Annotated in this window: 23 protein-coding genes; 7 read left to right on the top strand and 16 right to left on the bottom strand. The window is 45.2% G+C overall.

Annotated features, from left to right (window positions below; translation table 11 throughout):
* Positions 1-161: 161 nt before the first annotated feature.
* Positions 162-1,079, bottom strand: a complete 918-nt coding sequence (locus ACXAJH_RS12045; protein ID WP_474969318.1) for a proline dehydrogenase family protein — start codon at positions 1,077-1,079, stop codon at positions 162-164.
* Between the two features lie 197 nt (positions 1,080-1,276).
* On the opposite strand from ACXAJH_RS12045, the gene ACXAJH_RS12040 reads away from it, so the two are divergent.
* Positions 1,277-1,540, top strand: a complete 264-nt coding sequence (locus tag ACXAJH_RS12040; protein WP_474969319.1) for a hypothetical protein — start codon at positions 1,277-1,279, stop codon at positions 1,538-1,540.
* An 11-nt stretch (positions 1,541-1,551) separates the two neighbouring features.
* Entirely contained in the window at positions 1,552-1,887 is a 336-nt protein-coding gene (locus ACXAJH_RS12035) for a spore coat protein (protein WP_474969320.1), read from the top strand.
* A 161-nt stretch (positions 1,888-2,048) separates the two neighbouring features.
* Here the strand turns inward: ACXAJH_RS12035 and ACXAJH_RS12030 are convergent, their stop codons facing one another.
* The 8 genes from ACXAJH_RS12030 to ACXAJH_RS11995 all read right to left on the bottom strand — a co-directional run bounded on the left by ACXAJH_RS12030 (position 2,049) and on the right by ACXAJH_RS11995 (position 7,105).
* The gene (locus ACXAJH_RS12030) at positions 2,049-2,255 is read right to left on the bottom strand and encodes a copper ion binding protein (protein WP_474969321.1); all 207 of its coding nucleotides are present in this window, start codon (positions 2,253-2,255) and stop codon (positions 2,049-2,051) included.
* Between the two features lie 89 nt (positions 2,256-2,344).
* Positions 2,345-3,109, bottom strand: coding sequence for an STAS domain-containing protein (locus ACXAJH_RS12025; RefSeq protein ID WP_474994078.1), 765 nt, complete (start codon positions 3,107-3,109; stop codon positions 2,345-2,347).
* Positions 3,096-3,764, bottom strand: coding sequence for a cobalamin B12-binding domain-containing protein (locus ACXAJH_RS12020; RefSeq protein WP_474994076.1), 669 nt, complete (start codon positions 3,762-3,764; stop codon positions 3,096-3,098). The genes ACXAJH_RS12025 and ACXAJH_RS12020 overlap by 14 nt, the downstream gene beginning before the upstream one ends.
* Positions 3,761-4,129 carry a hypothetical protein gene (locus ACXAJH_RS12015; RefSeq protein WP_474994074.1) on the bottom strand — a complete coding sequence of 123 codons (369 nt, stop codon included), beginning with the start codon at positions 4,127-4,129 and terminating at the stop codon, positions 3,761-3,763. The genes ACXAJH_RS12020 and ACXAJH_RS12015 overlap by 4 nt, the downstream gene beginning before the upstream one ends.
* On the bottom strand, positions 4,126-4,431 hold the full coding sequence (locus ACXAJH_RS12010) for an antibiotic biosynthesis monooxygenase family protein (RefSeq protein ID WP_474969325.1): 306 nt from the start codon (positions 4,429-4,431) through the stop codon (positions 4,126-4,128). The genes ACXAJH_RS12015 and ACXAJH_RS12010 overlap by 4 nt, the downstream gene beginning before the upstream one ends.
* Positions 4,432-4,602: 171 nt before the next feature.
* A complete protein-coding gene (locus tag ACXAJH_RS12005; protein WP_027956395.1) occupies positions 4,603-5,409 on the bottom strand; it encodes a VLRF1 family aeRF1-type release factor in 807 nt (268 codons plus the stop codon).
* Positions 5,410-5,877: 468 nt separating this feature from the next.
* Complete coding sequence (locus ACXAJH_RS12000; RefSeq protein WP_474994072.1) at positions 5,878-6,765, bottom strand: glycine betaine ABC transporter substrate-binding protein; 888 nt, start codon at positions 6,763-6,765, stop codon at positions 5,878-5,880.
* A 157-nt stretch (positions 6,766-6,922) separates the two neighbouring features.
* Positions 6,923-7,105, bottom strand: coding sequence for a YfhD family protein (locus tag ACXAJH_RS11995; RefSeq protein WP_027956393.1), 183 nt, complete (start codon positions 7,103-7,105; stop codon positions 6,923-6,925).
* 302 nt (positions 7,106-7,407) lie between these two features.
* Here ACXAJH_RS11995 and wrbA point away from each other — a divergent pair, with 302 nt between their 5' ends.
* The gene (gene wrbA, locus ACXAJH_RS11990) at positions 7,408-8,019 is read left to right on the top strand and encodes an NAD(P)H:quinone oxidoreductase (RefSeq protein ID WP_474969328.1); all 612 of its coding nucleotides are present in this window, start codon (positions 7,408-7,410) and stop codon (positions 8,017-8,019) included.
* Between the two features lie 54 nt (positions 8,020-8,073).
* Here the strand turns inward: wrbA and ACXAJH_RS11985 are convergent, their stop codons facing one another.
* Positions 8,074-9,237: an MFS transporter gene (locus tag ACXAJH_RS11985; RefSeq protein ID WP_474994070.1), complete on the bottom strand. Its 1,164-nt coding sequence runs from the start codon at positions 9,235-9,237 to the stop codon at positions 8,074-8,076.
* Positions 9,238-9,369: 132 nt separating this feature from the next.
* On the opposite strand from ACXAJH_RS11985, the gene ACXAJH_RS11980 reads away from it, so the two are divergent.
* Positions 9,370-10,128 (top strand): TrmB family transcriptional regulator, encoded by a 759-nt coding sequence (locus ACXAJH_RS11980; protein WP_474971092.1) that lies wholly within the window; start codon positions 9,370-9,372, stop codon positions 10,126-10,128.
* A gap of 98 nt (positions 10,129-10,226) precedes the next feature.
* On the opposite strand, the gene ACXAJH_RS11975 is transcribed toward ACXAJH_RS11980, so the two are convergent.
* Positions 10,227-10,466, bottom strand: a complete 240-nt coding sequence (locus ACXAJH_RS11975) for a hypothetical protein (protein WP_206933550.1) — start codon at positions 10,464-10,466, stop codon at positions 10,227-10,229.
* A gap of 72 nt (positions 10,467-10,538) precedes the next feature.
* A complete protein-coding gene (locus tag ACXAJH_RS11970) occupies positions 10,539-11,132 on the bottom strand; it encodes a serine/threonine protein kinase (protein ID WP_474969331.1) in 594 nt (197 codons plus the stop codon).
* 143 nt (positions 11,133-11,275) lie between these two features.
* Here ACXAJH_RS11970 and ACXAJH_RS11965 point away from each other — a divergent pair, with 143 nt between their 5' ends.
* Entirely contained in the window at positions 11,276-11,653 is a 378-nt protein-coding gene (locus ACXAJH_RS11965) for a hypothetical protein (RefSeq protein ID WP_474969332.1), read from the top strand.
* 49 nt (positions 11,654-11,702) lie between these two features.
* Here the strand turns inward: ACXAJH_RS11965 and ACXAJH_RS11960 are convergent, their stop codons facing one another.
* On the bottom strand, positions 11,703-11,897 hold the full coding sequence (locus tag ACXAJH_RS11960; protein ID WP_474969333.1) for a YozQ family protein: 195 nt from the start codon (positions 11,895-11,897) through the stop codon (positions 11,703-11,705).
* A 117-nt stretch (positions 11,898-12,014) separates the two neighbouring features.
* Here ACXAJH_RS11960 and ACXAJH_RS11955 point away from each other — a divergent pair, with 117 nt between their 5' ends.
* Complete coding sequence (locus ACXAJH_RS11955) at positions 12,015-12,152, top strand: hypothetical protein (protein ID WP_474969334.1); 138 nt, start codon at positions 12,015-12,017, stop codon at positions 12,150-12,152.
* 532 nt (positions 12,153-12,684) lie between these two features.
* On the opposite strand, the gene hpaB is transcribed toward ACXAJH_RS11955, so the two are convergent.
* Entirely contained in the window at positions 12,685-14,124 is a 1,440-nt protein-coding gene (gene hpaB / locus ACXAJH_RS11950) for a 4-hydroxyphenylacetate 3-monooxygenase, oxygenase component (RefSeq protein ID WP_474989648.1), read from the bottom strand.
* A gap of 118 nt (positions 14,125-14,242) precedes the next feature.
* Positions 14,243-15,529 carry an isocitrate lyase gene (aceA, locus tag ACXAJH_RS11945; RefSeq protein ID WP_474989650.1) on the bottom strand — a complete coding sequence of 429 codons (1,287 nt, stop codon included), beginning with the start codon at positions 15,527-15,529 and terminating at the stop codon, positions 14,243-14,245.
* A 538-nt stretch (positions 15,530-16,067) separates the two neighbouring features.
* On the opposite strand from aceA, the gene ACXAJH_RS11940 reads away from it, so the two are divergent.
* Entirely contained in the window at positions 16,068-16,478 is a 411-nt protein-coding gene (locus tag ACXAJH_RS11940; RefSeq protein WP_474994068.1) for a VOC family protein, read from the top strand.
* A 77-nt stretch (positions 16,479-16,555) separates the two neighbouring features.
* Here the strand turns inward: ACXAJH_RS11940 and ACXAJH_RS11935 are convergent, their stop codons facing one another.
* Positions 16,556-17,128, bottom strand: a complete 573-nt coding sequence (locus ACXAJH_RS11935; protein WP_474994067.1) for a histidine phosphatase family protein — start codon at positions 17,126-17,128, stop codon at positions 16,556-16,558.
* Positions 17,129-17,160: the final 32 nt, after the last annotated feature.

Below are 17,160 nucleotides of genomic sequence, written 5' to 3'. Positions count from 1 at the left end.
AAACCGGTATCTACGTCTAATATAAAATATATTCAGACATTTCGCAATCCTTTTCTCCATAAATCTTAAAAATTCTTCCAAGTCCATTTCGTTATGTTAGTGTATGAGCGTCCGGCCGGTTTTGATTAAAAAAAGGAAAGACCATGCGGGACAGCCCTTCCTCATCTTCCAAATACTCCTTTTAGCACGAAAGCGACGTTTGCCGGCCGTTCTGCGAGACGACGCATAAAGTATCCATACCAATCATTCCCATAAGGTACGTACACACGCATTTTATACCCTTCCTCCACCAATTCTTTCTGACGTTCCACTCGAATCCCGTACAGCATTTGAAATTCAAACTGATCTTTTGATAGGCCTTCACTCTCCACCAATTTCTTTGTATACTCGATCATTTCATCATCATGTGTAGCTACTGCTGTATAATGGCCGTTCATCAAGTGGATCCGGATAATTTTCTTTAAGTTGTCATCCACGTCTTTCTTATCCGGGAAGGCCACTTTGGCAGATTCCTTATAGGCTCCTTTCACAAGTCTCAGGTTCGGGGAATACTCATCGAGCGATTCTATATCTTCAACCGTCCGGTATAAATACGACTGGAGGACGGTTCCGATATGATCATATTCCTCCCTCAACTGCTTGAAAATCTCCAGGGTTCTGCCGCAGCGTTCGTAATCTTCCATATCAATGGTCACAAACACATCATTTTTTTCTGCCGCATCAAGGATCTTCCTCATGTTCTCCATCACAAGCGATTCGGAAATATCCAGCCCCATGGACGTCAGTTTAAGGGAAAGTTGTGAATCGAGATGATGTTCTGCTATGGCTTCAATCGCGGCGATACATCCTTCCGCTGCTTCTCTGGCTTCTACCTCACTGTCAATGAACTCGCCAAGGTGGTCAATCGTGACTGCCATACCCTGGTCATTCAAAAGCCGGATGGTTCTCACAGCATCAGGTACAGAAACACCAGCGACAAACTTACCGGCACCAAAACGGAGTCCATATTTTTTCGCAAGCTTTGTAAAGAAACGGTTTTTCGATAAAAAAAGAAAGAAATTGCGCATCACCTTTTCCATCATGAAGCCCCCTGACTGGTGGTGGGTGTGTTTTTTATAATTTTCAGAAATGTAAACGTTTGTGATTCTATCTTATCATTTTTCTTAATAAAGGGTGAATATTTTCATCTGATATTCGACAAATAAAACCCATCTTTCATTTATACTTCATCCTTAAACAGCCATACTAACAGGGAAAACATAAAGGAGGGAGTTCCATGCAGCAGAACCCGGCAACTGGGTCCATGCAGGGCGCACAGCCGATGGCTCAGGCCCCTGATGTTGTGACCATAAAAGATCAACTATACCTTGCGGACATGCTTTCCTGGAATTTAAACGCTTGTAAAAAAGCTCATTTTTTCGCTCAAAATTGTCAAACCCCTGAAATCCAGGCGGCGTTGGACGAAGCCGGCCAAATGCACCAGCGTCACTACAATAGAATACTGGAGCACCTGAATACACAGGCCAGTAAACCGAATTGAGGAGGGCCGTTATGAATCCGAACCAACCACAAAAAATTCAAAATCCTGAAACGACTGTACCACAGACACCGCAGATGAATGAGCGGGATTTCGTCAACGATCTACTGGCTACGGAGAAGTACATGACATCGTCGTACAGTACAGCATTGAATGAGGCGAGTAACCAAGCGATTTATCAGGATCTGGCAACCATCTTCAAGGAAACACAAGACTGTCAGAGAAACCTGTATAACCTCATGTTCAAACACGGATGGTATGCTCTGGAGCAGGAAGAGAACCAAAAGCTTGACCAGGCCTATCAGAAATTTTCCGGTTATCAATCACAGCTTCCTTATACAGTGCAGTAAAAAAAGCCCGGGGCCCCGGGCTTTTCTTATTGTTAAGTATGTGATTAAGGTGGCTTGCGTCCATCATCCCGGTTCCCTATCCTGCTCTGCATCCCATTAAAAAAGCTGTCGGGATCCTTCCCGACAGCCTGAACAGGCCTGGAAAGCCAGGCCCTTTATCCTTATCCAACGACCTCATACCCTTGGGCATGGATGGATTCTTTAATTAGATTTTTACCGACATAGGCTTCGTCGTACACCACATTGACCTTACCACTGTCGAGATGAACCTCTGCTCCGTGCACACCTTCAAGTTTTTCTACTGTATCTTTAACCGTTTTCTGGCAGTGCTCACATGTCATACCGTTCACTTCAAGCGTCATTTCCATTACAAAACACCCTTTCTATTTTCTCGTTTACTTTACCTATTCCACATTGGAAGAGGGGAATAAACCGAAAATCAGCAGAAAGCAGCGCTTTACTGCACACAGTATTTGTAAATGGCTTGCTGAAGAGAATGAAGATAAGAAACTTCAATAGGAAAACGGATATGCTGGAGTTTTGGAACCTGTTCAGGCCGTACTCCTGTAATGACCACAGCGGCTCCCATATAAAATAAAGAAGCGGTCAGACTTTTCAAAGCCTGAGCCCCATCTTTCGGAATATCTCCAACGGCAGTGAAATCCAGCAGCACCCGTTCAATACCACCTTGATTGACACGTTGGAGCAGCGGTTCTTCGACGACATCAATTTTATCCAGGGATAAATCACCAAACAAAGGGATCAACGCCGTTTCCTCTGTAAGAGTAATAAAAGGAGCCGAAAGACGGTTGTTCAACTCCAACGCTTCCTCCAGTTTTTCTTTTTCCTCAAGAAGTTGAAAATTCGTATCATTCAAGCGGGCGCGCAGTTGATTCATCATCGTGGTGACACGCTCCATCTGGTCATCCTTCAATATGAGCAGAACTTCTGCATGAAGGTCATTACTCCATTTGACGTGCAGATCACACGTTACAGGGTTCCTTGCGTTTCCAAAAGGCTTCAGCTGGACTTCCAATGTTACCTTTTTCACTTCCGGATTGATCCACTTTTTCAGCTTGGAAATACTGCCTTCATCAAATAAGTCCAGGAAATTCTGCGTGATGACAAAGCTGTCTTCTGCTTCCTTGGAATAAGATTGCAGGATGAAGTTTTTGTTGATTGTAAAAACGGGCAGAGGAAAAGAATGGTCAACTCGTTTCATTGATGGATTCTTCCCTTCCTTCTTTGAACCAATGCGTCAGATGGCCGATATTTTTAATTACCATAACCTTCTCGGATTCAAACTCCGACAAGTCAAACTTATAAGCAAGACGGCCGCCGATCATGATGGTCGGCTTCCAATCCAGCTGGGTGAAGGCCTCGATGGATTTCTTTATGGCAGGAATACGATAGGACAAAGCCGCTGATATTCCTATTACATCAGGCTGGAATTTTTTAATTTGTAACATGGAATGTTCCATTGGAAGATCCGGCCCTAAATAACGGACGCGCCAGCCATGCTCTTTGAAAGTGTCGGCGACCATTTTCAGCCCGATATAATGCTGCTCCTCTTCCACTCCGAAGAGAAGGACTTTATAACTTTGCTGCTGACGGCGTTTAGGAGCCCGGTGGTCAGACTCGATTTTTGAAAGAACAAAATCACATATGGCTGTAGCCAGATGCTCATCCGCAACCGATATTTCATTGTTCTCCCACAGCTTTCCCACATGGTACATTGCCGGGGTGATCAGATTTTCAAACACGTAGGCCCTTGGATGGTTCTCCAGGAGACGATACGTGTAGTTCAATGCTTTCTCTTCATCTCCACTCAAAAAAACTTGAGCAAGTTGTTCATGATCCAGATCCAAAATAGTCACCTCTCGTTCAGAGTATGAAGTCGTTTGAGAGCCTGGTCTAAATAGACGATGAACATCCGCTTCTCGTCCTCATCCACAAGAGACTGTCCATCCAGCAGGCGGACGAGCCGCTGAAAATTATCAATAATCAGTCCGGTCGGCACGTTTCTGGACGTCAATACGTTGTTGAGCCAGTCCGTATAGTCCATAAAAAAGTCTACACTTCTCATCTCGTAGGCCGCAGCCAGATGGTCCAAATGATGATGATTGTCTTCTTCGGTCCGGTCTCTCCCATTCTGGCCGAATTTCTCCCAAAGATAGGGATAGGCTTCATAGATTTCTTCTGTTACGATCCGGACAAGGTGGGCCTGTTCCGTGTTATTCATGTTGCCACCACCTCATACTTCTTCACTATTGGAACAATTCCCTTCAACTCTTCGTCAGGGTAATGTTTTTCAAGCTCATGAATTTTCTTGAACTGCTCACTTCTTGCCCAATTCAAATAAGCTTGTTTAGATTCCCACTCCAAGTGAACCGTCAACTCTCCCCGCTTCCGATCGTTCTGGAGAAGCTGAAAAGATAAGAATCCCTCTGCTTCATCTACGAGGCGGGAGCGATTCCGATAAATCTGTATGAGATCATCAGCTTTGTGTTCCGGGACCACTACAGTGGAGTCTACAACAAACATGTCCATTTCCCCAATCTCATTTATTTTCGCTGTATACTATTTTACCATAGCCTCTGAAAATCTGTATAATGGAAAGATTAAACGGGCCTGTGCCGGTCCATATCCAGTTTGGATGGTATGTATAAAATGACACATGAAAAAGCACCGGTTCCCCGGTGCTTTTCTAATAAATTATTGGACAACCTCATCGAGCACATGCATCTCTTCATGGTCCAGAAGGTTTTTGTTAATCATGTCTTCCGCTTCCTTATTCATATGGTCCTGAAGGTCTTTCAATTCTTCCTTGTCACCAACGAGGTAGAAGCGCTCCCAGCCATATTGTTTAGCGGCCCGGTCAATCTTTGGAGCTACGCTCTTATACCAGCGGTAACGGTTGGCTTCGAAGCGCTCTTCAAATTGATCCTGCTTCGAATTCTTCGCTCCGCCTGAACCCATGGACGCCTGGGCTCTGTCAGGACCCTGGTGCATGCGCCAATCCTCTGTATTCAGGTCAAGCTCAAACAATTGTGTATCCTTCAACGTTCCCAGTTCAGCATCCAGCAGCTTAATCTGGTTTTTCTGAGTCAGGACGACACCGGTTTTCGGGAATTTCTGCTGCATTTCCTTCAGCTGATCCAACACTGGAGCTTCCTCCCAGTAGAATTCAGTCTTAACCGGCATCTGGAACCTTTCAGCAAACCAGACCGTATCATCACCTGTAGCAAACAATACGACACTTTTTGCAAAATGCTGCTCGTTTTCTTCTATGAAAGTTTCAACTTTTTCTTTCACTGCCCAGTAGTTTCTTTTCTCATCTGAGTCCCCATCTTCCTGCAGGTAGGACTCAAAGTTGTTCAACCCATTCTTCAAATGGATTTTCCATTCGCCGCCTTGTTGATCAGGGTCGGATGGATCTGTATTCAAATACATCGTAAATACTTTTTGTGGCTTTTCTAAGTGAATATGCTCTAGTTTCTCTAATTCTTTGTTTAAATCCATAATTCAGCGACTCCTTTCAATAGTTCAACTAGCTATATTGTCTATGTTTCCTGAAAGATGATCGCTTAAACTTCTTTTCTACAGGCAAGCTGCTTCTTCAATCCATCCAGCTGGTCTGCGAACTGTTTTGACTCCTGCTCGGTGAGGTTCATTCTTCCGTAACGGGCTTTTTCATAGATCTCAACGACAGGATAGGAGAGCTCCAGCCTCCGGAACCACGCTCCTGCGGATTCACAGGTATGCCTGGGGAACCCAATCTTTTCTGCTTCCTTCTCGAATCGGTGGAACTGCACTGAATTTTTTAACGGAAAACCGGACCTGCCAAAGAGAAGATTTCTGTTTCTCCCCTCGGTCTGACTGTCCTTTTCTTATATCCGGCATAATCCGATCTTCATGCCGGATATAAGAAAAGCTGCCGATAGGATCATCGGCAGCTCGGAGATCCACCAGGGGCAGATCGTTTCAAAGTTATTCTTTTGTCCATTCATCTACAAGATCCTGATGCTCATCCAGCCATTGGCGGGCACCTTCTTCCTCAGAATCCGCTTCATTTATGGAAGCCATGAGACTCCCAAGCTGATTGTCATCAAGCTTGAAGCTGTCCCACCACTTCACCACTTCCGGGTGATCCTCTTTCAATCCAAGTCTTGCTGCATAGGAAATATTTTCAGAATCCCCATAAACATTTTTCGTATCTTCCAGAATCTTCACATCCATTTCTGCAAAGACCCAGTGCGGCTTCCAAAGTGTCGCTACAATCGGCTCTTCATCAGCCATGGCATTTTTCAGTTCTGTAATCATTGTCGGCTCTCCAGAAGAAAGCAGGGAATAGTCCAAGTCGTATTCTTTAATGGCTTCCTCTGTCAAATTCATAATGCTTGCTCCGGCAGAAATCCCTACAATTTGATTGTCGGAAAACTGATCTGTATTTTTCAGGTCCTCGATCGTATTGATATCTTCCATATAAGACGGAACGGCCAAACCAAGTTCTGTTCCCTCATACCATGTCTCGCGCCAATCGATCTCATCTTTATATTTTTCATAAAAAGGCTGGTCTGTATTCGGAAGCCAGATTTCTGTTCCGATATCGAGGTCACCACTCGCTAGTGCTTCATATAGAAACCCTTTTTCAACCTGTTCCAGCTCCACCGAATATCCTTGATCTTCAAGAATAAGCTTCCACATGTTCGATACAGCCACATTCTCAGCCCAGTTGTTCATTCCAATATGTATCGTGCCTTTATCACCATCACTGCCTGCGTCTGTGCTGCTTTCCTCTGTGGATTCTCCACAGGCCGTCAATACGATCAAACCGGCCATCAGAAAAACGGGCAGCCATCTTTTCCACTGTTTCATACGAACGCCTCCTTTAAAACATTCATCCATTTCTTATGCGTTTCACTCACAATTTCGAATTATACCATAAACATAATTAAGTTCAAACAATTTATTCTGTATAAAAAATATATACAAAAACAGTCTCCAGGATGAAACCTGAAGACTGTTGTTTTTCTTACATACGTTTATGAGCTCTGCGGTCGGCCGCTTTCGCTCGTTCTTGAGCGATCTTATCTTCCCTGTCAGCCAGTTCTTCAGAAAACTCAACATCGATGTTCGCATGTTTTTGACTTTTAGGAGTCTGCGGAAGCTTTCGTTTCTGCTTCCCTTTTCCTTTGTGATGTTCATCTCTGCCCATCTCAATCGCCTCCTCACATGTGGAACAATCTTATTATGCGCCGCTCCAAGGTACCTATTCTTAAGGATGCCAGCCAAAATTTTTCCCTTTTTCCAAAATCATTTCTTTTTGTGTTGACACCCCGGAAGACTCGATATATAATTAATCTCGAATTCAAGATAAATAACCGCACATTTTTTTTGCCCATATATCTCGAATTCGAGAGTATGGATAAAAAGATGCGCAAGTCATTCAGCAGGAAGGTGAACAAAATGGGATTTATGAAAAAGTTATTCAATAATCAACCAAAGGAGATGGAGCATATGTCAAACGTAAAAGCAGCTGTGATTTTTTATACAATGGGTGGAACCAACTATACAATGGCTCAATGGGCGGCCAAAGGAGCAGAAGAAGCCGGAGCTGAAGTTAAATTGCTGAAGGTGGATGAACTCGCACCTCAATCCGTGATTGAAGCGAACGAAGGATGGAAAGCGACCGTAGAAAAAATCAAGGATATCCCGACCGCCACATCTGAAGATATTGAATGGGCTGATGTCATCATCTTCAGTATGCCGACGCGCTTCGGAAACCTTCCTTCTCAAATGAAGCAGTTCATCGATATGCAGGGAGGGCTCTGGGCAAACGGCAGAACGATTAATAAAGTGGTCAGCGGCATGACTTCTGCCCAGAACCCTCATGGCGGTCAGGAAGCGACTCTTCTTTCCCTCTACACCTCCATGATGCATTGGGGAGCAATCATTGCGGCTCCCGGATACACGGACCCGGTAATTTTCGGTGCCGGTGGGAACCCATATGGAACGAGTGTTTCTGTCGATCAGGAAGGGAACATGGTCGAGGATGTAGAAGCTGCTGCCAAGCATCAGGCCGCCCGGACGGTTCAAATCGCTCAAACGATGAAAAAAGGACAGCAGTAACAAGCAACGAATCGAAAAAACAGGACATCTGCATTCAGATGTCCTGTTTTTTTGTCAGGCTGCTTTTTCTTCCTTCGATTCGGTTTTACGAGTGATAGAGAAGCCAGCCGTCAGCAGTGCTGCAAGAATAAAGAATCCACCTACTGTCGGGTTAAGAGAAACCGTCCCCTGTTCAATGACGAAACCGCCAATCAATGATCCAAAAGCGATTCCGAAATGAAGAGCTGAATTATTTAAACTCTGCTGTATGTCTGCCGATTCTGGTGCTGAAGAAATCAAATAATTCTGCTGCGCAGGTGTTACAGCCCAGCTGAGCGCACTCCAAACGACGAGGACAACAAGGAAGACCGGCAGTACAGATGTCGTGAAGGGAATCGTAAAAATAGCTGCTGCAAACACAAGGATAATTCCGATGATACTCTTTTCCGAGCCGAATTTATCAGAGAGCACACCTCCGATTCCCCCGCCGATCACCGCTGCCGTTCCAAATACGAAATAAATCACACTGACCCATGTACCGTTCATTCCCATGACCGTTTTCAAATAAGGCGTTAAATAAGCATAGAGGGTCAAATGCCCGGTTAAAAATAAAAAGGAGGTCATTTGAGCACTCCATATTTTCTTATTTTTCAACGTCTGAAGCTGTCTCCTCACGGATAAGACAGGTTTAGGGGCTACGCTCTCAAGTAGAAGCATGACCGCTGCCATGGATAAGAGTGTCAGGATGCTGATGAGTAGAAATGGAGCGCGCCATCCAAACGCATTTCCTATCGTCAGACCGATGGGGACACCGAGCACGAGCGACCCGGAGATGCCCATGAAAATGGTGCCGATCGCTCGACCTCTGTACTTCTTGTCAACGACTGAAGATGCCATTGTTACAGCCAGCACTACAAGAAGTGACCCTGTTGCTGCAGTCAGGACTCTTGCTGCCATAATAATGGAATAAGTAGGACTCCAAAAGGCAAGCAGATTGCCGATAAAGAATATTACTAAGGTGGTCATCATCAATTTTTTACGTTCTACGCGGGCCGTCACTGTTAAAAGGACCGGGGAGGATACAGCGAAGACTAAGGAAAAAACAGAAATGAGAAGTCCCGCTTTTCCAAGGGAGACATTCAGATCTTCCGCGACCAGGTCCAGAATCCCACCAATAATCAACTCAACAGTTCCGACGACAAAAGCGACGAGCGCCAGCAGGTATACTTTTTTATTCATCACATGAACCCTCTCTTCATTTGGTTACCACTACAATGGTAACTACACAGACTTAGAAAAACAAGAGGGAATATTTACGCTCGAAGGGGTCATCGTGTATCCTGAGGACAATAAGAAGAAAAGAGGAAGCCCATGTTACAGAATTTCGGTTTTACCCAGTATGAAAGTCAAGTCTATGAAGTCCTGTCCTCCAGTGATCAAGCGCTGGATGCCGCAACGGTCGTTAAATTTTCCCATGTTCCTAAATCCAAAGTGTATGAAGTCCTGCAGCGGCTCGAAGAAAAAGGATTGATCCTAACGTCTTTTCATGAAAAAAAGAAGATGTACACAGCCCTTCCTATTGAAATGACGATAAAAAAACTGACGGCTGAATTTGATGATCACATTGAACAACTGCGAAATCACAAATCAGAGATTCCAGACGCTGATGAACGCGTCTGGACCTTGAAGAATAACCACAGCATTCACGTCCTTATGGAAAATTTGATGGAGAAGGCTGCCAATGAAATACTGCTGACAGGCTGGAACGATGAACTGACTCCGTTCTTGGACCTCCTTGAAAGAAAGCAGGCAGAAGGTATTCATGTGGAATTGTTATCTGTCGGGGAAATTCCTGTCGGAGAACTGGATCCCCACACCCTTGTCCCGGATGAAAAACATCAAGGACTAGAACGGCATAAACTCCTGATCGTCGATGGAAGGGAAGTGCTGTTCGCTGGAATGGAAAGGGATCAATTCCAGGGGGTGCATACGTTTTCCAAACCTCTCGTAAAGTTTTTCACTGAATTCTTCTATCACGATGTCGCCCTTTTGGAAATTACTAAAAAACACCAGGAAACATTAAAAAAAGATGATGCCATTACTTCCATATTAATGAAACTCCGCTATTAAAGAAGTTCTGCCGCATGCAGCGTGTCACGTTCACATATGATGGCCGCTGCCACTTGACCGCAAAAAAAAGACTGTCGATCAATCGACAGTCTTTTCGTTTATACTTTTTCTACAATGTATGTTTTCTTATTACGGAAATACTTCTCCCCATCATTGGATGAATGTTCAAAGAAGCCTTCAAAAGCATCCACAACCTTATATTCCCGCTCAGGTTCTGTAAAAAGCTGGGATTCGTTATTGGATAGAACAACGACGTCTGTTGTTGAAACAAAACTGTCCAGTTCTTTCGCCTTGTAGTTTTTTCCTACTTCCACATCACTTAATCGATATTCTGTCACGATTCATTCCACCTTTCCTGGTATTTATAGAGCGTTTCCCAGAACCTGGGTGGACAAAACCCTTTCCTCCACTTAAATCGGCAGCAGTTTTCTCCGGTACAGACGGATAATGAATTCAATGAAGAAAACCGGATACTTTTTCGGCACAAACTTCCGCCGGTACAGCGTACGGTAGGCTTTTTTCAAATCCTGCCACTGCGGGCATTCAAAATCCTGTGTGAACCTTACGACATCTATAACTTTGACCTGCCCATCTGGTGTCAGCATAATATTTTTCAAATGTGTATCTGAAGGATTCAATCCGATTTGAAAGGCGAAAGCAAGAGCCGCATCCACCCGGTTGATCATGTCTTCCGTAATCGGAATTCCTTTCACAAGGCAATCATAAAATGTGATCCCTTCCACATATTCCATAACGATGAAATCGTCGCCTTTTCCATAAAAGGCCGGGAAAAATTCATGATTGTCCAGCTTCTCATACACTCCGGCCTCCACTTCGGCGAGCTTCTCATAACCGGGATAAAACACTTTCACAGCGATTCCTGTTTCTCTTATGCGGAAAACAGAAGCACTCCTTCCCTTTCCAATCAGCTCGAAGGATGGGGGGATGTTGATAATCTGGGAGTCATGGAACACAACTTCCTTCACAAGGGTTTGGACATTCATAGAAAGATTCTCCTTTGCGAAAACCTTTGTTTTTATAATTATATCAAATTTTTTAAAAATTAAAGTAAAAATAACTCTTGTTATTTGACTGTGATAATCATTATCAACTATACTGAGTTTACTCAGTTGAAAGGAGCATGATCATGGAACAATTTTTTTATGTTGTCGAACCTTTTGAATATCGTCCTGAAACCTCTGAAGATGCCCAAGCGGACGTGAAGAGCTTTGCCCATGGAGACATCCTGCATGTCACAGGTCTCCCCCTTTACGTCGATCAGATGGGATGGTTCGTTGAAGTTCAAAAAAATGAAGACGCTCCTTTTTCCCTATCTATCCCTTATATGGATGACTGTTACGACCAAGGTCTGCTCTTCACCGAAATGGACCTGGACCTGGCCATCAATTATTACGAGTTTAAAATAGATCAAAGCCTGGTCAGCAAAGACGAAGGTTCCTTCCATGAGAGCAAAAGCGCTCTGGACCGATTCAAACAGCTGCATCCAGGATTTATGAAAGCATAATAAAGGGAAGCGTATGAAACGCTTCCCTTTTCTGCTGTTTATCAAGTCTCTACTTCTTCTTTTTTCCCGGCTTCCTGATTTCAATGCCATCGTCTGTGATCCTATGGCCTTCATCGTTCTGCTGATCGATTTTTGCATCGTACGTACCTTCTGTAAGGGTATCCGACACCTGCTCTCTCGTTACCGCTAACCCCTCAGCAGAAAACTCCTCAGCATAAGATGGTGTTTTACGTTTTCCTTTCATTCATCATCCCTCCTTCTCTTTTAGAATGCTCGTATCCAGAACGGAGCATTCCATCCAGAACCTTTCAGGATGAAATACCTCCACCTGTCACAACCTACAGAAGAGGAGGTGGAGAGTATGAGTAAAAAAAGCAATGCATTTAAAGGAAGAGGAAAAACTTCCGTCAACCCGCAGGGGTTAACGGAGGATGCCGCTGATCAGCAGCCGGATTCCCAGCTCGAGCAGAAAGCCAAAAAAAGCAATGCTAAAAGGTAAAATCCGGCTGTTCGTCAGCTCAGCTTGTAGAGAAACCCCGGTCTCTTTACAAGCTTTCTTCTTTCTTACCGCCAGGAGCCAAATCCCCTTCCCTTTCCGCGGACGAGCGCCCGAGCTTTTAGCAGGAGTGGAAGGGGCACCGCTCCTTGGGAGCTCTTTAATATCGAAAAAGACTCTCCTTCACCCTGCTCACCCTTGATGGATGGAGGACCATCTTTTTCACATCCCGGCAGCAAGCCGTCATCAGCCCTTTTTCTTTTCCACGCATGTGGCAATAGCGCAAATTTGTGAACCTGCTTCGTGCACAGTCTCTCTCCTCTATACTCTAACTTCGGCACGAGGGGCGTTCGGTGGTGATGCCTGCGGGAACAGCACGGGCCGAAGATCCACTTGGGCAGACGACCTTCCTGACCAAGTCAGCGGAGGGAGTGCCCATTCATCCACCGATAAGCGGAACGTGACCCTTCCCACGACAAATGGACACCAATAACTGGTTAGCACAGGCTTTTTCTACAGCCAAAAAAGCTGACTGTTAGTCAGCTTTTTTTATACACTGCTCGATCCAGCTTACCATGTCCGTATCATCGTACAGCCGGTAAATGGTCTGGGAAAGGCGGACAGGATCACCGAAAAAGAACCGTTCATACAATGTCTGCCGAGCCCCAAAGCTGCTCATTGTCATATCCCACGCCAGTCGGAATAAGGCGACACGTTCCTTCCCTGCTTTTTCGGCTCCCCTGAGATAATGATCAAGATCCCCTCCCCGTTCTCCTTGAAAATCTGCTTCTGCAGGTATGGTCATCATCCCACTTGCGCCCAGAATCTGAATGATTTCTGTAAAACGCGGATAGAGCTCTTGAAATTGATTGACCGCTATATAAAGAGGGACTTTATTTGGAACAAAAACCCCCGTTTCATCTACTTCACCTTCCAACTCGGCCTTCAGCACCAGTGCCTTCATCGTCTCCAGACCTTTCATGATTTCCACCACTTTACTCTGTACATGCTGATAATCACTGATATTGATCATCTCTACGATGGATTGAGCAAGACCGAGGATGAACTCTGTCTTCACAATCTGCCTGGAAGTAATTTGATGAAGGGTAAAAGGAACAAACTTACCATGGACATAAAGGTTGGTCGCAGCGCGGAGATTTTCATGGAGGAAGACACGCTCCCATGGTACAACTACATGGTCAAACAAGACAATGGTGTCCATTTCTTCAAATTGAGAGGCCAGCGGATAATCAAAACGCGAACCATTTTGGGCAAAAGATTCCCGACAGACAAAAGACACACCAGCCGTATTACTAGGAATGGAAAAACCATAGGCCTGTGAGCTGTCCTGTGCACCGGGGGCTGAAAACACGAGAAGTTCATCTGTCATGCCTCCTTGTGTAGCCAGAAGCTTTGCCCCGTCAATGATGATTCCCTCATCTGTATGATCGACAACGGCTGCGTTTGTCACATCTTTTTCCAGAAAGGCGAGACTGGAGCGGTTGGTCTGGGGGTTGACGAAGGTGTGGGTAAAGGAAAGATCATTCTCACGCGCATATTCATAAAAAGACAACAGCCGGTCAGGAAAACATCCGGGCTCATTATCCAGCACGTCTACGGACGCGGCGAAGGAGGCGAGCACCGTATTCATGTAATCAGGACTTCTCCCCATCACACCTCCGGAGAAACGGGCCCAATGCTGGATCATCGTTCTTCGTTTCTCTAAATCCGCCCGTGTTTTTGGTATGAGATAGGAAAGACCGATTTTGTGTCCCGTCGTTTCTGACGCATACACCATCTGTTCTTCCAAGGATGGGGAATTCTGTAAATCATAAAGGGCGGCCTGGCTTTTAATGACTCCTTCAAAGGCTTCATGCTCGGAGATGTTTCCTTCCACCCGTTTTCCGCGCAGCCATACTTCGGACTGCAGGGCATTTACTCGTTTAATGTATTCTTTTCCTGTAATTACCGGCACGTCATCACTCCCGTTTCTTAGAGCACTGAAAAGGCTTGATAACATACCCTATTATATTGGGCGGATTTTGTACGTCGTCCCACATAAAAACCCGCCAATTAAATTGGCGGGCGCTTAACTAAGAACGGATCGTCTGGGAAAACTGTTCCGTCTCGGTCGATCCTTTCAAAGCGGTTGTGGAGGAGGTACCTCCAGTAATGACTTGAGCCACTTCATCAAAATACCCTGTCCCGACTTCCCTCTGGTGGCGCGTAGCTGAGTATCCATGTGTTTCACTTGCAAACTCTGCCTGCTGCAATTGTGAATAGGCGGCCATTCCATGAGTTTTGTATTGGCGGGCCAGCTCAAACATACTGTGGTTCAAGGCATGGAAGCCGGCAAGAGTGACAAATTGGAATTTATACCCCATAGCCGCGAGCTCCCTCTGGAACGAGGCAATCGTTTCATCGTTCAGCTTCTTCTTCCAGTTAAACGAAGGAGAGCAATTGTAGGCGAGCAGTTTGCCAGGGAACTTTTCATGAATGGCTTCAGCAAAACGCCGCGCTTCTTCCAGATCCGGCTCGGAAGTTTCACACCAGACCAGATCAGCATAAGGAGCATACGCAAGCCCTCTGGCAATGGCCTGATCCAGCCCGGCGGTTGTTTTATAAAAGCCTTCTGCAGTCCTCTCCCCTGTTAAGAAAGGCGCATCCTGATCATCAATATCACTGGTAATGAGATCAGCAGCGTTGGCATCCGTTCTGGCTATGATCAAGGCAGGCACTCCCATCACATCAGCGGCAAACCTCGCGGAAATCAAATTACGGACAGCCGTCTGCGTCGGGAGCAGCACCTTTCCACCAAGGTGCCCGCATTTTTTCTCTGAGGACAGCTGATCCTCAAAATGGACACCGGCCGCTCCAGCCTCAATCATCCCTTTCATTAACTCAAATACATTCAGCTGTCCCCCAAAACCTGCTTCCGCATCCGCAACGATCGGCGCAAACCAATCAATCTCCTCCCGGCCTTCCATATAATGAATCTGATCCGCTCTCTGGAGGGCCTGGTTGATCCGCTTAACGACCTGGGGAACGCTGTTGGCAGGATACAGGCTCTGATCCGGATACATCTGCCCCGAAAGGTTCGCATCGGCAGCGACCTGCCATCCACTTAAGTATATAGCCTTCAACCCGGCTTTCACCTGCTGCATCGCTTGATTTCCCGTTAAAGCTCCCAGCGCATGCACATACTCTTCCTCATGAAGAAGGTTCCAAAGTTTACGGGCACCGCTCTCTGCCAACGTATGTGTGATGTCAATCGAACCTCTTAATCGAATGACTTCTTCCGCTTCGTAAGGTCTTTCAATGCCATTCCACCGCTTATCCTCTTTCCAGCTTTTTTTCAGTTTTTCAACACGTTCGTTCATTTCTCCATCCCCTTTCAATCATCTTTCTGTTGCATAATAAAAACTAAATTAACAATCTGATATATAACAGATGCTGCAAAAATTATTCTTCTCTTTTAGATAGACAGTGATCACATTCCAACATATACGTGTAATGATGATTTTCAACTTCAGAACCACATTGCGGACATGGGATGGAAACAGTTTTCGGATGATTCATTATTTCTCCTCCTTTGTTATAACAGAAATTATTTTGTTTATCTGTTATGGTACAGTTTACTTTGGCAGGCAGGAAATTGCAACCGTTTTTTGAAAATTTTTTATATTTGTGTGTCAGCCTATGTAAACCGCCATTATACGAGAGTTTAAAGGGTTGTAAAATATATATTTACTTCCTGCGTCGGAATACGGAGCATGCTATACTTCCTTTGTAAGCGGTATCCGTTTCTTATTGAATGACCTGTACTATTACAGTTTAAAACAAGAACAAACGTTCTTGTTTTGTCAGAAGGGAACCGTTATACTGTTCGTAGACTCAAATAGAAAAGGAGTGTTCACAATGAAACATCAGGCTACCCCGTATTTTACTTTTAATGGTCAGGCGGAAGAAGCATTGAATGATTACAAAAAAATATTCGAAGGTGAGATTACAGACAAGCAGACGTTTGGAGAGGCCGATTTTGAAACGCCACCTGAAATGGATGACCGTCTCATGCATGCCCGTTTTAAAAAAGGGCCTCTTCTTTTCATGGTCTCTGACTCTTTTCTCGATCAACAGGTTGAAGTGGGAAACAACATATCGATGGCTTTGGAAATGGACAGTCCGGAAGAGATTGACATGATTTACAACCGATTGAAAGACAAAGGGACGGTCATCATGGAACTGCAGGATACGTTCTGGGGGGCCACGTTCGCTAAAGTGAGAGACTACTACGGAATTACTTGGGATTTGAACTATACGAAAAAATAAAAAACCGGCTGACGAGTACGATCTTGTCAGCCGGTTCAATCCCTTTTCACCATGAATGTCCACACATACTCTTTTCGTTACATATCCAAGTGCCTTGTACAGTTGAAACGTTCACACGACCATTGGTTGTCACGAAGCACCACTTCTGATATGGACGTGTTTTTCATTGTTTCTTCGTTTACATGGGACGGATCCAGCATGTGCAGCATTCGGCTGATGATGCCGCCGTGACTCACTACTAATATCTGTTTCCCTTGATGCTCTGCCCTCAGATCAGCGATGAAAGATCGACAGCGCTTGAGCACATCTTCTTCCGATTCTCTTCCCAGATCAAGGTCACGCCACCCCTCCCCCCATTTTTCAATTCTTTCTGCTTCTGTCGTCCCTTCGATTTGTCCGCCTCCGACTTCCTGCAGACGTTCATCCAGATGAACAGCAACATCCAGCTCGTGTGCAGCGACCCGGGCTGTCTGGACGGCTCTCTTCAACGGGCTGCTGTACAACACATCCCAGTTCTCTTTCCCAAGCCGTGCGGAAAGAAGGGCTGCCTGCTCATTCCCTTCGTCATCCAACGGGATATCCGAGCCGCCCTGAGCCCGTTTTTCTTTATTCCATGCTGTACTTCCATGTCTGATCCATACTATTTTCATCCTTCACTCCCCTTACCTTTATGTATTTTGAT

The organism is Halobacillus sp. ABD4_316, from assembly GCF_056161385.1.
This window is presented reverse-complemented; position numbering and strand designations above follow the sequence as displayed.

Coding starts and splice junctions, on each gene's coding strand:
- ACXAJH_RS12045 (WP_474969318.1), bottom strand. CDS start 1,079: ATGGAAAAGGTGATGCGCAATTTCTTTCTTTTTTTATCGAAAAACCGT.
- ACXAJH_RS12040 (WP_474969319.1), top strand. CDS start 1,277: ATGCAGCAGAACCCGGCAACTGGGTCCATGCAGGGCGCACAGCCGATG.
- ACXAJH_RS12035 (WP_474969320.1), top strand. CDS start 1,552: ATGAATCCGAACCAACCACAAAAAATTCAAAATCCTGAAACGACTGTA.
- ACXAJH_RS12030 (WP_474969321.1), bottom strand. CDS start 2,255: ATGGAAATGACGCTTGAAGTGAACGGTATGACATGTGAGCACTGCCAG.
- ACXAJH_RS12025 (WP_474994078.1), bottom strand. CDS start 3,109: ATGAAACGAGTTGACCATTCTTTTCCTCTGCCCGTTTTTACAATCAAC.
- ACXAJH_RS12015 (WP_474994074.1), bottom strand. CDS start 4,129: ATGAATAACACGGAACAGGCCCACCTTGTCCGGATCGTAACAGAAGAA.
- ACXAJH_RS12010 (WP_474969325.1), bottom strand. CDS start 4,431: ATGTTTGTTGTAGACTCCACTGTAGTGGTCCCGGAACACAAAGCTGAT.
- ACXAJH_RS12005 (WP_027956395.1), bottom strand. CDS start 5,409: ATGGATTTAAACAAAGAATTAGAGAAACTAGAGCATATTCACTTAGAA.
- ACXAJH_RS12000 (WP_474994072.1), bottom strand. CDS start 6,765: ATGAAACAGTGGAAAAGATGGCTGCCCGTTTTTCTGATGGCCGGTTTG.
- ACXAJH_RS11995 (WP_027956393.1), bottom strand. CDS start 7,105: ATGGGCAGAGATGAACATCACAAAGGAAAAGGGAAGCAGAAACGAAAG.
- wrbA (WP_474969328.1), top strand. CDS start 7,408: ATGTCAAACGTAAAAGCAGCTGTGATTTTTTATACAATGGGTGGAACC.
- ACXAJH_RS11985 (WP_474994070.1), bottom strand. CDS start 9,237: ATGAATAAAAAAGTATACCTGCTGGCGCTCGTCGCTTTTGTCGTCGGA.
- ACXAJH_RS11980 (WP_474971092.1), top strand. CDS start 9,370: ATGTTACAGAATTTCGGTTTTACCCAGTATGAAAGTCAAGTCTATGAA.
- ACXAJH_RS11970 (WP_474969331.1), bottom strand. CDS start 11,132: ATGAATGTCCAAACCCTTGTGAAGGAAGTTGTGTTCCATGACTCCCAG.
- ACXAJH_RS11965 (WP_474969332.1), top strand. CDS start 11,276: ATGGAACAATTTTTTTATGTTGTCGAACCTTTTGAATATCGTCCTGAA.
- ACXAJH_RS11960 (WP_474969333.1), bottom strand. CDS start 11,897: ATGAAAGGAAAACGTAAAACACCATCTTATGCTGAGGAGTTTTCTGCT.
- ACXAJH_RS11955 (WP_474969334.1), top strand. CDS start 12,015: ATGAGTAAAAAAAGCAATGCATTTAAAGGAAGAGGAAAAACTTCCGTC.
- aceA (WP_474989650.1), bottom strand. CDS start 15,529: ATGAACGAACGTGTTGAAAAACTGAAAAAAAGCTGGAAAGAGGATAAG.
- ACXAJH_RS11940 (WP_474994068.1), top strand. CDS start 16,068: ATGAAACATCAGGCTACCCCGTATTTTACTTTTAATGGTCAGGCGGAA.
- ACXAJH_RS11935 (WP_474994067.1), bottom strand. CDS start 17,128: ATGAAAATAGTATGGATCAGACATGGAAGTACAGCATGGAATAAAGAA.